Below are 13,950 nucleotides of genomic sequence, written 5' to 3' on the forward strand. Positions count from 1 at the left end.
GCGGCCACCCCGGCCGCCGACCAGTACGCCCTGGCCTGCCTGCTCTACCGGCTGCTGACCGGTACCCCGGTGTTCCCGGGCGGCTCGCACCAGCAGGTTGCCGACGGACATCTGCAGCAGTCGCCCGCGCCGATCAGCAGCCGCCGCCCGGAGCCGGCCGGACTGGCTCCGGTCTTCGCCCGGGCACTCGCCAAGGACCCGGAGCCGCGGCACCCGTCGTGCCGGGTGTTCGTCGACGCACTGGCAGCCGTTCTGGCCCCGCCGCCCGCGGCCCCGCCCGGTCCGAGCAATCCCACGCTGGTCCCGTCCCCGGCCCCGTCCTCCCCCGGCGCCGAGGCCGCCACTGCTCCCGCGGGTCAGGACGCCCCGAGCCGCCCGGATCCCGGAGCACCCGCCGCAGGCGGGAACGGTTCGGGCGACGGTGGACCTGATTCCCCGACGGACGGCGCCCCGCGCCGCCGCCGGAAGCTCGCCCTGATCGGTGCACTGGTGGTGCTGGTGCTGGCGATCGCCGGCACGGTGGTCGGGATCCTCGCCACCGGCGGTGACGAACCGCTGGACCAGACCACCGCCTCCACGCTGTCGACCGACGGATCCACGACCTGCGCCGTCCGCGACGGCCAGGCCTACTGCTGGGGCGCCAACGAGAGCGGACAGGTCGGCGACGGCACCACCGAACAGCGGACCACCCCGGTGAAGGTGCCGGGTCTGGGCACGGTGAGCAGCATCGTGGTCGGCGGCGGCACCGTGTGCGCCATCGCCGATGAGCAGCTGTACTGCTGGGGCGCCAACGAGAGCGGGAAGGTCGGCGACGGCACCACCGAACCGGTCGGGAAACCGGCCCGGGTGGGCGACCTGCAGCGGGTGAGCTCGGTGACCACCGGGATCAACTCGTACCTGACCGGCGACGACATCCTCACCGAGGGCACCACCTGCGCGGTGGCCGAGGGCACCGCCTACTGCTGGGGCTCCAACAGCCACGGCCAGCTCGGCGACGGCACCACCGACGACCGGAGCACTCCGGTTCAGGTGAAGCAGTCCGGGATCACCGCACTGACCACCGAGGGTGCACAGACCTGCGCGCTCACCGGCTCCGGCGACGTCTACTGCTGGGGCGACATGCGCTCGGCCCCGGACGTGCAGACCGGCTCGTTCGCCGATCGCACCACCCCGGCCGAGGTCGCCGGTGTCTCCGAGGCCACCGCGGTGATGACGGCGGTGGGCACCAACTGCGCCATCAGCGACGGCCGTCTGCTCTGCTGGGGCAACAACTCCTTCGGTCAGCTCGGCGACGGGAGCCGGGCCGCCTCGCCCACTCCCCGCCGGGTGGAGGACCTTTCCGGGGTGACGTCCGTGGCGAGCGGCAGCCAGACCATCTGCGCGGTCGCCGACGCCCAGCTCTACTGCTGGGGCAGCAACGGTTCCTTCGGCGGCCTCTTCGACGATCCCCGCGGCTACCTGACGACGCCGAAGAAGTTCGACGGCGTCTCCGGCGAGGTCCGGGCGGTCACCGTCCGGGCGTCCACGGTCTGCGCCGAGACCACCGAGAAGACGTACTGCTGGGGCGAGAACGACCACGGCCAGCTGGGTATCGGCACCACCGAATTCACCTCCAACCCGAGCGAGGTCACCTTCTGATGACCCCATCGCACGCCGGCCGCGCGGCCGCTGGCCGTCCATCGACCACCCCGCGAGGCCGCCGGACACCGGCCCGCAACGGAAGGCGCTAGACCATGGCAAATCTGGAACCCGGCAGCGAATTCGCCGGCTATCGCGTACTCGACCAGCTCGGCGCGGGCGGTATGGGCCAGGTGTACCTCGTCGAACATCCGCATCTGCTGCGCCGGGAGGCCCTGAAGGTGATCTCCGTCGCCGGGGTGGGCGACACGGACTTCCATCAGCGGTTCACCAACGAGGCCCGCACGGTGGCCATGCTGAACCACCCCGGCATCGTCTCGATCCACCACTACGGGATCGACGACGACTCGCCCTGGTTCACCATGACCTATCTCGACGGCACCGACCTGAACGACGTGCTGCTGACCGACGGCGAGATCGCCCTGGTCGCCCAGCGCTCCGCCGAGGCGCTCGACTACGCGCACCGCCACCAGGTGATCCACCGGGACGTCAAACCCGGGAACATCATGATCACCCGCGAGGCGGACGGCACCATCGACCAGGTGGTGCTGCTCGATTTCGGCATCGCCAAGCTGGCCGACGCGACCAGCGTCACGGCCACGTCGGTCTTCGTCGGCACCCTCACCTACGGCGCCCCCGAACTGATCGACGGCCGGCCCGCCTCCCCGGCCAGCGACCAGTACGCCCTGGCCTGCTCGATGTACAAGCTGCTGACCGGGCAGCCACCGTTCCAGGGCGAGACCACGACGGCGCTGATGGCGGCGGTGCTGTCCCGGCCGGCACCGCCGGTGAGCAGTCTCCGCCCCGACCTGGCGGCCCTCGACCCGGTGTTCGAGCGAGCTCTGAACAAGGACCCTCAGAAGCGCTATCCGGACTGCCAGGCGTTCGCCGCCGCGCTCAACGCGGCTCTGGGCGGGCCGGTGTCCGGCGGCGGCCTGAGCCCGGCGCAGCTGCACGGACCCACCGAGAAGGTCACGACGAACCGGCCGGGCGCCTCCCGCCGGCGCACCGTGCTCTTCGGTGCGCTCAGCGTGGCCCTGGTGGCGATTCTGGTCGGGGCGATCGCCTTCTTCGCCACCCGCTCCGATGACGCGGGACCGTCGGCGCCGCCGGCGGCCGACACCTTCACCGCGATCAGCACCAACGGCGACACCACCTGCGTGATCAAAGCGCGCGAACTGTACTGCTGGGGCGGCAACCAGTACGGGCAGGTCGGCGACGGCACCACCGATGCGCGCCGGACCCCGGTCAAGGTGGCCGGGCTCAAGGACGTCACCTCGGTGTCGGTCGGCATCTTCAGCACCTGCGCGGTGGCCGAGGCCAAGGCGTACTGCTGGGGCGAGTTGACCAAGACCCCGCTGGTGCCCACCCCGGTTCCCGGCCTCGAGAACGTCACCGACATCGCGGCCGATTCCTCGTTCTGCGCCATCGCCGACAGCTATCTCTACTGCTGGGGGATGAACTCCGACGGTCAGCTCGGCGACGGCACCACCTCCTCGCGCACCTCCCCGACCAAGCTGGAGACGCTGTCTTCGGTGACGGACGTCGCCATGAGCTACGGCACCACCTGCGCCATCGCCTCGACCACCGCGTACTGCTGGGGCCTGAACTCGGCGGGACGGCTCGGCGACGGCACCACCAAGGACCGGAACACCCCGGTCGAGGTGACGGGCCTGACCTATCCGGCGTCCATCGTCACCGGCGGCTCGTCGTCCGGCAACGGCGCCACCTGCGCGGTGCGCATGGACCGGGAGCTCTACTGCTGGGGCAGCAACCAGTTCGGCAGCGTGGGCGACGGCAGCGACAAGAATCAGCCGCGCCCGGTGCCGGTGCTGGCCGACGTCAAGTCGGTCGCCGTCGGCGGCTACGCCGTCTGCGCGGTGATGCTCGATCAGAAGGTGCAGTGCTGGGGTGACACGATCAGCGGCTCGGTTCCCAAGCCGGCTCCGGTCGCGTCGCTCAAGAATGCCACCGAGCTGGCCATCTCGAGTTCGGGCAGCCGCACCTGCGCGATCGCCGACGGCAAGGTCTTCTGCTGGGGTCTGAACGAGTCCGGCGAGCTCGGTGACGGCACCACCGAGATGCGGAGCACGCCGGTCGAGGTGAAGTTCTGACCCGTCGCCGGGGACCGACCGGCCGCCGGTGCGGCGGTCAGGACCGGCCGGCGTCCACCGGCGCCGGTTCCACGCCGGCAGCCGGCGGAGCGGCGGCCGGTGTGCGGGGCAGGATCAGCCAGGCCGCACCGCTGCCGAGGACCAGGAAGCCGGCCGCCACGGCCAGCCCGAGCCGGTAACCGTCGGCCGGAATCGCTTGCCCCGCAGCGATCGTCACCAGAACCGCCAGCCCGATGGTGCCGCCGAGCTGGCGGGAGCTGTTGAGGACGCCGGAGGCGATGCCGGCGTCTGCTGGGGACACTCCGGCCGTTCCGGCGATGCCGACGAGCATCATCGATCCGCCGATGCCGGTGGCGGCGAGCATCGACGGCACCAGCACGCCGGTCCAGAACGAGAAGTGCTCGGGCATCCTCGCGAAGCCGGCCAGTCCCGCCGCCCCGACCAGTCCGAGGACGGTGATGGTGCCGCGGGCCCCGAGGCGCGGCGCGAGCTTCGAGGCCAGCGCGATACCGACCACGACGAAGCCGCAGAACGGCAGGAAGAGCACCCCGGCGAGCCGCGGACTCACCTCCCATACGGTCTGGATGTAGAGCGAACAGAAGTAGAAGGCGGCGAGCTGCCCGGCGGCGAGCAGGAAGCCGAAGACATTGGCGCCGACGATGCTGCGGGTGGCCAGCACGCGCACCGGCATGAGCGGATGGGCGCCGAACCGTTCGGTCACCCCGAAGCCGGCCAGCAGCAGTACCGCGGCCGCAGCGCCCACCAGCGTCTGCCACGAACTCCAGCCGTGGTCGCCGGTGGCCGTGACGGCGTAGACCAGCGCCGCCGTGCCGCCGGTGACCAGAGTCCCGCCGAGCAGGTCCACCCGTGATCGGGTGCGCTGCTGCCGCACCGGTATGCCGCGCAGCGCCACCGCCAGGATCACCGCGACGATGGGGAGGTTGACCAGGAGCACCGCCCGCCAGTCCAGCCAGTCGGTGAGCAGACCGCCGGCCACCACGCCCACCGCACCGCCGGCCGCGGAGGCGGCACCCCACAGCGCCATGGCGCGCTTGCGGGCGGCCGGCTCGTCGATGGTGGTGACCAGGGCGAGGGCGGCCGGGGCCAGGGTGGCTGCGGCCAGCCCCTGGACGGCACGCGCGATGACCAGCATCGCCGGATCCGTCGCGAGTCCGCCGATCAGGCTCGCGGCGGCGAAGACCGCGAGGCCGGCGGGCACCACCACGCGGCGGCCGAGCACATCGCCGAGGCGGCCGCCCACCAGCAGGAAGCCGGCGAATCCGAGCAGGTAGGCGTTGACCACCCACTGCAGGCCAGACGCGCTGAAACCGAGCTCGCGCTGGATGTCGGGCAGGGCGATGTTCACCAGCGACATGTCCAGTCCGACGAGGAACTGCAACCCGAAGACGGTGGCCGGCAGCAGAGTGTGATGCCGCTGCCGGACGGTGTCGGTGGTCGCCATGGCGGGCCTCCTTGCGATCGACGTTGTTCTCGTACGCGTACCTTTTCGTACGCGTACGAGAATGTACGCCTTCCCCGAACCCCCTGCCAAGGGCGGACCGCCGTGCCGCATGATGGAGACATGCCTCCGGCCCGGTCACTGCAGCGCGGCGACATCGTCGATGCCGCCATCGCGATCCTCGAGAGCGAGGGGGTGGCCGGACTGAGCATGCGCCGGCTCGCGGCCCGGCTGGACTCGAAGCCGATGACGCTCTATCCGTACGTGGGCAACAAGTCGACACTGCTGTCGCTGGCACTGTCGGAGGTGGCCGCCCGGATCGACTGGACGACGCCGACCGGACCCCCGCGTGAACGGATGGTCACCATCGGCATGGACATGTTCGTCCGGCTCGGCGAGATCCCCTGGATCGTCTCGATCCTGCAGCAGGGCACCAACATCGGCACACCGGCACTGGGACTGGCCGACCGCTTCTTCGACGCCGCTCACGAGGCGGGGCTCGACGATCGGCAGGCCTTCGAGACCTGGCGCGGCGTCTGGTACCTGATCGTGTCCGAACTTCAGTACCGCGGGGCGGTCGCGGCCCGCGGCCCCGACGAGCAGTCGTGGTTCGAGACGATCGACCCCGCAGACGTCGCGGACCTGCCCCACGTGACCCGTATCCTGCCGCATTGGCCCGACCTGTCCGGAGGCTTCGACGTCCGCCGGACCGTGGAGAATCAGGTCGACGGGGCCATCGCCCGCGCCGCCCGCGACTGACCGCTACAGTCCGACTTTGCCGTCCGCCCAGAACGGCTGTGTGCGAACGGCTTTGCGGTCGATGCCGAATCGGCTTCTGAGCAGGTCACGCTGACGCTGGATCGACTGTCCGTGACCGGCGAGGTAGAAGATCTCGTCCCCGGTGAACGTCGCCGAGGCGAGGTACGCATCCAGTCCCGCGCCGGGCGTTCCGGTGCGGGCGACGGTCTCCGCGCCGCGGACCAGCGCGTGCACGGCCTCCCGGTCCGCCTCCGGAACCTCCAGCACGGCACGGAACCCTCGGCCCGAGTCGCCGATCCGCCGCTCGAACTGCATGGCCAGCGAGATCACCGTTCCGTCGCCGACCACCACGATCGGCCGGTCGCCGTCCTGCCAGGCGAAGCTGCGTTTGACGGCCCATTTGAGCACCGTCAGCTCGTCACCGGGCTGCAGGCCCAGCAGCAGCCGTTCACCCTCGCCGGAACCGTGCAGGGCGATGATCACGCTGAGCGCATCGCCGTCGATCACCGCCGGCGTGTAGTGCCGGAAGTCGGCGCGCGAGACCCGCCAGGAGGTCGCCGCGCCCGGTGTGATCTCCGCCCCCGCAAACGCGGGGCAGCGCACGATCAGCCGCACCAGGGATTCGCTCAGCCGTTCCCGGGCAACGACTTCCGTCGCATACCCCGATGCCGCGATCCGGTCGGCGATGAATCCGAGTGTCTTGGCCATGCGGTCACATCCCTTCGTCGGCGGCCCCCCGCCCGCGGGCGCGGGATCAGCTGCGGGTCACGTTCAGGACCGTGAGCTTGGGGGTCTGGTTCTGCGTGGCGAACACGGTACCGCTCTTCTGGTCGACGGCCACCGAGTGAATCGCGATCCCCGTGGGCACGGTGAGCACCGCCTTGCGGGCGCGCAGATCGATCACGGTGATCGACTTGCGGTGCAGATCCGGCGTGTAGGCCAGACCGCGCGCAGCGTCGATGGCCACCTTCACCGGCGTGGTGCCGGTCTCGATGGTGTCGATCACGGTCAGCGAGTCGGGGTCGATCACCGAGATCAGTCCGGTGTTGTAACTGCCGGCGTAGACCAGGCCGGTGGAGGTGTCCACAGTGGGCCGCGAGTTGTACGGGGCGGCGATCTTCTTGATCACCCGGTTGGTGGTGGTGTCCACCACAGCGACGAAGTTGTTCTTGTAGTTCTTGGTGTCCGCGTTGCCCACGTACAGCCGGTTGCGGGCCGGATCCACGTCGACCATGGTCGGCAGGTAGATCCCTCTGATGCGAGCCACTTCGCGGCGCGAGCGGGTGTCGATCACCGAGACCGAGTCGTCGTTGGTGCTGGCGACGTAGGCGCGATGGGTGCGGCTGTCGACGGTCACCCCCATCGGGTGGTCGAGCTTGCCGGTGGTGGCCATGTCGGAGGCCGAGGCGGCGCGCTTGTCGAGGTCGACGATGGTGACGCCGTTCGGATGGGTGTTGGTGGTCACCGCTCGGCCGAGTTCGGTGTCCAGGGCCAGCCCGAACGGGATCTGCAGCATCGGGAACCGCGCACCCTTGAAGTTCATCTCGTCGAGGGGCAGCGTGGTGAAGTCGATGGTGTGCGCGACCTTCTTGGTCTTCGCGTTCAGCACCGACAGCTTCGGGGTCAGGATGTGCGGATCCGGGACCACCTCGGTCTGGCTGCGATCCTTGACCAGGAAGTCGGCGTCGGTGACCACGACCTCGCCCCGCCCGGAGTCCACCGCCAGTTCGGCGCCGCCGTTCACGCCGGCCGGGATCACCGAGGTGCGGTAGGACCAGCCCTCCGCCTTCGTCGGCGCCGGCTGCCCCACGGGCACAAGGTCTTTCGGCGGCGCCGCGAGTGCCGGGGCGCCGGTCGTCACCGGAAGGGCCACCAGCGCCGCCACCATCAGCACGGCCGCTCGGAGTGATCGCTTTTGTCGGATTCGCACGGTCATGCCCGACAGGTTAGCAGCGATGTTAGCCGGCCCTAACATCGAGCGGTGTCGACTGCATCACGCCGTGTGGGAGCGGTCAGATGGTGGCGGCGTCGATCACGTAGCGGTAGCGCACCTTGGAGGCGACGACGTTGTCGTACGCCTCGTTGATCTGCTCGGCCGGAATCAGTTCGATGATCGGCCCGATCCCGTGTTCGGCGCAGAAGTCGATCATCTCCTGCGTCTCCCGGATACCGCCGATGTTGGAGCCTGCCAGCACGCGCGACTGCCCGGTGAGCAGTCCGAGATTCAGCTCCGACGAGGCCTCGGGCAGACCCAGGTTGACCACCACGCCGTGCGGCTTGACCAGCTTGAGCAGAGCGTCGAGCTCCATGCCGTCGGAGATGGTGGAGATGACGATGTCGAAGGAGCCGCGCAGCTCCTTCATCCGGTCGGCGTCCTGGGTGGAGACGTAGTCGCGGGCACCGAGGGCGATGCCGTCGTCGCGCTTGGCCAGAGTGCGGCCGAAGACGGTGGTGTCGGCGCCGAGTGCGGCGGAGAACTGCACGGCCATGTGACCGAGTCCGCCCATGCCGATCACACCCACCCGCTTGCCGGGACCGGCACCCCATCGCTTGAGCGGGTTGTAGGTGGTGATACCCGCGCACATCAGCGGGGCGGCGTGCTCGAGCGGCACCGAGTCCGGGATCCGGACCAGGTAGTCCTGTTCGACCGTGATGCCCTTGGAATAGCCGCCGGCCGTCGGCAGGCCGTCGCGCCCGATGCTGTTGTAGGTGAACACCGCTCCCGGCGTGGAGGTGCAGAACTGCTCCTCGCCGGCCCGGCACTGCTCGCAGTCGCCGCACGAGTCGACGAAACAGCCCACGCCCACCCGGTCGCCCACCGCGAACTCGGTGACCTCGGACCCGACCCGGCTGATCACGCCGGCGATCTCGTGCCCGGCGACCAGCGGGTAGTGGACCCGGCCCCATTCGCCGCGTGCGGTGTGGATGTCGGAGTGACAGATGCCCGCGTACGCGATGTCGAAGTAGACCTCGGTGGGACCGGGTTCGCGGCGGGTGATGGTGGTCTTGGTGTAGCGGCCGTCAGGCGCATCGATGGCATAGGCGGCGACGTCGGGCATGGCACTCCTCCGGGGATCGGCTTGTGCCTCCCAACGTACTCGCGATCACGCATATGTCGCCGGTCGCACGTCGCGCCCATCCGACGCACACCGCCTCCTCCGGCGGAAACTCCGGCCGCGGCGGCGGATGTGAGAGTGTGGACGCATGGGCCGGCAGCGGCAGTTTCTCGGTGAGTCCGCCGACGAGCGACGGGCTCGGCGTCGGACCCAGCTGATCGACGCCGCCCTCGACCAGGTGACCGAGGCCGGCTTCGGCTCGGCGAGCGTCCGCGGCATCTGCAGCCGTGCGGGCCTGACGTCGCGCTACTTCTACGAGAGCTTCGCCAATCTCGACGAGCTCTTCTCCACTCTTCTCGACGACGTCGCCGACACCGTCCTGTCCGCCGGCGCCGAGGCCGTGTCGGCTGCGCAGGACGCGCCGCCGCGGGAACGCATCCACCGGGGACTGTCGGCGGCCATCGACGCCATCCTCGACGACCCCCGGAGAACGGCGCTGATCGCCGCGGTCGGCGCCGGCGACCCGTCCCTGCAGCGCAAACGGCTCGACATCGTGCTGCGCCTGGTCGATTCGATCAACGCCGACCCTGTCTCCGTCCCCGCCCCCGAGCAGGGCTCGTCCGCGCTCACCCTCTTTCTGGCCGGCGGCGCACTCGAGACCATCTTCGGCGTCGCCGACGGCAGGCTCGACATCACCCGCGATCAGCTCGTCGACCACCTCACCGACTTCACCATCGGCACCACCCTCGCCGCAGCCGGCCACGGCCGCTGATCCTCGGCGGAGTTCCCGCACCACACCCCTTTTGAATACACCCGTAGTCAGCTACGCTCGTTGTCACGATTCGATGTGGTCGAGATCACCCGGGAGGTTCGATGACCGTCGAGACAGCTGCGCGCACATCCGCCCGCGATCGGGCCTCGGCGCCGGATCCCGCCGGCAGCCGCCGCGAACCCGATCCGGCGCCGCCGCAGAACCCCGTCGGCAAAGTGGTCCGGGACGTGCTGTTCAACGTCGAGCACGCCAGCCGGCTCCCGCCGGGTGTGCCGTGGCGCAAGCTCGGCTTCCAGCTGCAGCTCATGCGCAACCCGGTCGCCACCCTCGTCGACTGCCATCGGCGTTTCGGCGGCGTCTTCACCGTGCCTGCCGGTCCTCAGCTGATGGTGATGGTCACCGCCCCCGAGGCCATCCGCGAGATCCAGGTGGACAAGGCCGACGCCTTCAACTGGCGCGGCGGCGCCTTCGGCGAGATGTCCGCACTACTGGGCCTGGGGATCCTGACCTCCGACGGCGAACTGCACGACCGGGCCCGCCGGCTGATGGACCCGGCCTTCCACCGCGCACGCATGGAGGAGCACCTCGCGCTGATCTTCGCCGAGGCCGCTGCCGCCGTCGACGCGCTCGAACCGGGAGCGGCCGTCGACGTCAACGCATGGGCCCGCGACCTGACCATGCGCATCGCCATGCGCGCCCTGGTCGGCTTCGACGAGAGTCAGGAGGCCACCGCCGCCCTGGCCGCCGAACACTTCGAGACGGCGCTGGCCGCCTTCGGCGGGAACTTCGGGCGGCTGCTCCGCGGCCCCGGCAGCGCCTGGCACGCCATGCAGAAATCCAAGAAGGTGCTCGAGAAGATCGTCGCCGACCACATCGCCGTCACCCGGGCCCGGCCCGAACCCGGCGCCGACCTGGTCAGCATTCTGGTCGAGACCACCTTCGACGACGGCAGCAGCTACACCGACGAGGAGATCGCCTCCCAGGTGATGACGCTCCTCTTCGCCGGGCACGACACCACCAGCTCGACACTGGCCTTCCTGATGTACGAGCTGGCGCGCAACTCCACCATTCAGGACGGCGTGCGCGCACAGATCCGCGAGATCGCCGGCCGCCGCGCACCCGGCACCCCGCTGCACCTCGGCTTCGGGGACCTGATGGGCTCGATCCCCCGGCTGTCGACGTCCATCGACGAGACGCTGCGCCTGTATCCGCCGGTGTGGATCGGCGCGCGCCAGGCGGCCCGCGATGTGACGATCGGCGGCCACCGCATTCCGGCAGGCACACCGGTGAACTACCTGCCGTGGATCACCCATCACCTGCCGGAGCTCTGGGACGATCCGGAGTCGTTCCGCCCCGACCGCTTCACCCCGGAGAACCGCGCGACGATCCCGCAGGGCGCATACGTGCCGTTCGGCGGCGGCGCCCGGATCTGCCTCGGGCAGCGTTTCGGGCTCACCGTCTCGCATGCCGTCGCGGCTACCCTGCTCGGCCGGTTCCGGATGGAGACCACCCCCGACACCCGTCTCAAGGTGGCCAACACCCCCACCCTGACCCCGGTCGGCGGCCTGATGCTTCGCCCGACGCAGGTGCCGTGACCATGCCGGCGCTCACCGCTCCCGTCCACCACGCGACCCTCGCCCTGCTGCGCTCGGCCCACGCCCGGCTCAATCCGCCGCAGTACCTGGTGCAACCGCCCGCACCGGTGATCGTCGCCGGCGACGCGGGCGGCCGCGTGGATCCGTCCGCCGCGGACACCACCGCCTATGTCCTCTTCGCCGGGCAGACCGGCAACGCCGAATACATCGCCGACGCGCTCGCCGAGTCCCTGGTCGGGGTCGGCGCCGATGTCGTCTCGATCGGACTCGAGGACGTCGGCCCGGCCGATCTCGCCGCAATGAAGACGGTGGCCGTCATCTGCTCGACCACCGGTGACGGCGACTTCCCCACGGCAGCACAGGGATTCGTGGCCGCACTCGGCGGAACCGACGGCACGGCCCTGACCGGCGGCACCGGATTCGCCGTCCTCGCCCTCGGCGATCGCAGCTACCAGCACTTCTGCGGCGCCGGCCGGACCCTCGACGCCCGGCTCGAAGAACTCGGCGGGCAGCGGCTGCTCGAGCGCCGCGACTGCGACGCCGACTTCGACGCCGCGGCGGCCGGCTGGATCGAGGCGATCACCCGGATCGTCTACGAGCGGCTCGGCCTGGGCAGCGCCGACGACCTGCCCGCGGTGGGCACCGGCCGGCTCACCGAACGGTCCTGGCAGAGCGCGACGGTCCGGGCACGTCGGCGCCTGACCGGCCCGGCGTCGACCAAGGAGGTCTGGCACCTGACCCTCGAGATCGATCCCGACTCGATCTCGTTCACCCCCGGCGACGGCCTCGCCGTCCTGCCCCGCAACGCACCGTCCCTGGTCAGTGCCCTGTGTGATCGTCTCCGGATGGATCCGCAGACGATCCCGGCGGGGCAGACCGAACCGGTGGCGACGCTGCTGTCCCGCCGGAAGGACATCGGCCGGCCCGGGCGGGGACTGCTCGACCACGTCGCCGCCGAAACCGGCTCGGCCGCACTCCGTACGGTCCTGAGCCGCCCGGACCATCGGCTCACCGAGGCGCTGGCCGGCATGGACGTGCTGGATCTGCTGAACATCGACAGCGATCGCATCTGGGACCCGGAGCGGGTGCTCGGACTGCTGGGACCTCTGGCGCCACGGATCTACTCGATCGCCTCGAGTCCGGCCGACGACCCGTCCCGGGTCGACCTGACTGTCGCCGTACCCCGCTGGACGCGTGAGGATCGGTCCCGGGGCGGCGTCTGCTCGACCTTCCTCGCCGATCAGATCCGCGAGGGCGAGCGCCTCGACGTCCGTCCGGTTCCCAACCCGGCGTTCGCACCGCCCGACGATCACACCGCACCGATGATCATGGTGGGCCCGGGAACGGGTCTGGCCCCGTTCCGCGGCTTCCTCGCCGACCGGGCCGCCCGCGGGGCGACCGGCCCGAACTGGCTCTTCTTCGGCGACCGCAACCGCGCCACCGATTACCTCTACGAGTCAGAGCTCGAGGGCTGGCGGAGCTCCGGACATCTCCGTGAGCTGCATCTGGCCTTCTCCCGGGACCAGCCGGAACGGCGGTATGTGCAGGATCTCATGCGCGCCAACGGTTCCGAGCTGTACCGCTGGCTGTCCGGCGGCGCGCACCTGTACGTGTGCGGTGACCGCACGGCGATGGCCGCCGACGTCGACGTGACACTGACCGAGATCGTGGCCGAGCACGGCGGGCTCTCCCCGGCGCAGGCCCGCGAGTACCTCGACGCCCTCACCGCCGCGAACCGGTACCAGCGGGACGTGTACTGACCTCTCGCGCACCGGCCGACGATCCGCGGAAGCCTAAGAACCAGCCTGGTTTCAGGTCTTCTGTCCGCGTCTGATCAGTACTTATGCTTGCCGGGCACTATGTCCCCGCCCACAACGCACCCTGCTCGGAGCCGATCGTGTCCGTCCTTCCGGAAGTCCTGTCCGCCAACAACGCCTATGCCGAGAGCTTCGGCGACAAAGGCGATCTCGCACTGCCGCCGGCGCGCGGCTTCGCCATCCTCACCTGTATGGACGCCCGGCTCGACCCGGCGAAGTACGCCGGCCTGGCCGAGGGCGACGCCCACGTCATCCGCAATGCCGGTGGCCGGGCCAGCGACGATGCCATCCGCTCGCTGGTCATCTCGTACAAACTGCTCGGCACCAAGGAGTGGTTCGTCATCCACCACAGCGACTGCGGTATGGAGTACTTCACCGACGAGGTGATCCGCGATCTGCTGGCCGCGAGCCTCGAGACCGCCGAGCTCGGCGCCGACGGTTTCCGCGATGTCGGCATCGGGCCGGGGTCGCGGGAGGCCGACTACATCGACTGGCTGACCATCGCCGATCAGGCGCAGTCGGTGACCGAAGACGTCCGGCGAATCAAGGCGCACCCGCTCGTCCCCGCCGGCATCCCCGTCTACGGCTACATCTACGACGTCGCGACCGGCCGGCTGGTGGAGGTGCCCGCCGCCACGGAGGCCGGCTCAGCGAGCTGACCCCGCGCCGCACTGCCGGACCGATCCGGCCCGGCAGTGCGGCCGGGACTCCTCAGGCAACTGACCTCTCAAACGAGTCAT

10 protein-coding genes and 1 pseudogene are annotated in these 13,950 nt (G+C 70.3%); 7 read left to right on the plus strand and 4 right to left on the minus strand.

Annotated elements, in window-relative coordinates; translation table 11 throughout:
* Together ACJMNC_RS17600 and ACJMNC_RS17605 are read left to right on the plus strand one after the other, a co-directional pair.
* Positions 1–1,638 (plus strand): annotated as a pseudogene (locus tag ACJMNC_RS17600) (serine/threonine protein kinase); the annotation flags it as partial.
* A gap of 95 nt (positions 1,639–1,733) precedes the next feature.
* A complete protein-coding gene (locus ACJMNC_RS17605) occupies positions 1,734–3,752 on the plus strand; it encodes a protein kinase domain-containing protein (RefSeq protein ID WP_408949257.1) in 2,019 nt (672 codons plus the stop codon).
* A gap of 37 nt (positions 3,753–3,789) precedes the next feature.
* Here the strand turns inward: ACJMNC_RS17605 and ACJMNC_RS17610 are convergent, their stop codons facing one another.
* Positions 3,790–5,214 (minus strand): MFS transporter, encoded by a 1,425-nt coding sequence (locus tag ACJMNC_RS17610; RefSeq protein ID WP_408949258.1) that lies wholly within the window; start codon positions 5,212–5,214, stop codon positions 3,790–3,792.
* 120 nt (positions 5,215–5,334) lie between these two features.
* Here ACJMNC_RS17610 and ACJMNC_RS17615 point away from each other — a divergent pair, with 120 nt between their 5' ends.
* Positions 5,335–5,970: a TetR/AcrR family transcriptional regulator gene (locus ACJMNC_RS17615; protein WP_408949259.1), complete on the plus strand. Its 636-nt coding sequence runs from the start codon at positions 5,335–5,337 to the stop codon at positions 5,968–5,970.
* A gap of 3 nt (positions 5,971–5,973) precedes the next feature.
* On the opposite strand, the gene ACJMNC_RS17620 is transcribed toward ACJMNC_RS17615, so the two are convergent.
* The 3 genes from ACJMNC_RS17620 to ACJMNC_RS17630 form a co-directional block, all read right to left on the minus strand.
* A complete protein-coding gene (locus ACJMNC_RS17620; RefSeq protein ID WP_408949260.1) occupies positions 5,974–6,678 on the minus strand; it encodes an SIP domain-containing protein in 705 nt (234 codons plus the stop codon).
* A 46-nt stretch (positions 6,679–6,724) separates the two neighbouring features.
* Positions 6,725–7,906 carry a YncE family protein gene (locus ACJMNC_RS17625; RefSeq protein WP_408949261.1) on the minus strand — a complete coding sequence of 394 codons (1,182 nt, stop codon included), beginning with the start codon at positions 7,904–7,906 and terminating at the stop codon, positions 6,725–6,727.
* A 76-nt stretch (positions 7,907–7,982) separates the two neighbouring features.
* Positions 7,983–9,029: an NAD(P)-dependent alcohol dehydrogenase gene (locus ACJMNC_RS17630; RefSeq protein ID WP_408949262.1), complete on the minus strand. Its 1,047-nt coding sequence runs from the start codon at positions 9,027–9,029 to the stop codon at positions 7,983–7,985.
* Between the two features lie 145 nt (positions 9,030–9,174).
* Here ACJMNC_RS17630 and ACJMNC_RS17635 point away from each other — a divergent pair, with 145 nt between their 5' ends.
* From ACJMNC_RS17635 to ACJMNC_RS17650, 4 genes are all read left to right on the plus strand, one after another.
* The gene (locus ACJMNC_RS17635; protein ID WP_408949263.1) at positions 9,175–9,798 is read left to right on the plus strand and encodes a TetR/AcrR family transcriptional regulator; all 624 of its coding nucleotides are present in this window, start codon (positions 9,175–9,177) and stop codon (positions 9,796–9,798) included.
* Between the two features lie 101 nt (positions 9,799–9,899).
* Positions 9,900–11,393: a cytochrome P450 gene (locus tag ACJMNC_RS17640; protein ID WP_408949264.1), complete on the plus strand. Its 1,494-nt coding sequence runs from the start codon at positions 9,900–9,902 to the stop codon at positions 11,391–11,393.
* Between the two features lie 2 nt (positions 11,394–11,395).
* A complete protein-coding gene (locus ACJMNC_RS17645) occupies positions 11,396–13,153 on the plus strand; it encodes a sulfite reductase flavoprotein subunit alpha (RefSeq protein WP_408949279.1) in 1,758 nt (585 codons plus the stop codon).
* A gap of 137 nt (positions 13,154–13,290) precedes the next feature.
* On the plus strand, positions 13,291–13,869 hold the full coding sequence (locus tag ACJMNC_RS17650; protein WP_408949265.1) for a beta-class carbonic anhydrase: 579 nt from the start codon (positions 13,291–13,293) through the stop codon (positions 13,867–13,869).
* The last annotated feature ends 81 nt before the right edge of the window (positions 13,870–13,950 follow it).

It is taken from the genome of Gordonia sp. VNK21 (genome assembly GCF_046098115.1).
In the GTDB taxonomy this organism is placed as follows: domain Bacteria; phylum Actinomycetota; class Actinomycetes; order Mycobacteriales; family Mycobacteriaceae; genus Gordonia.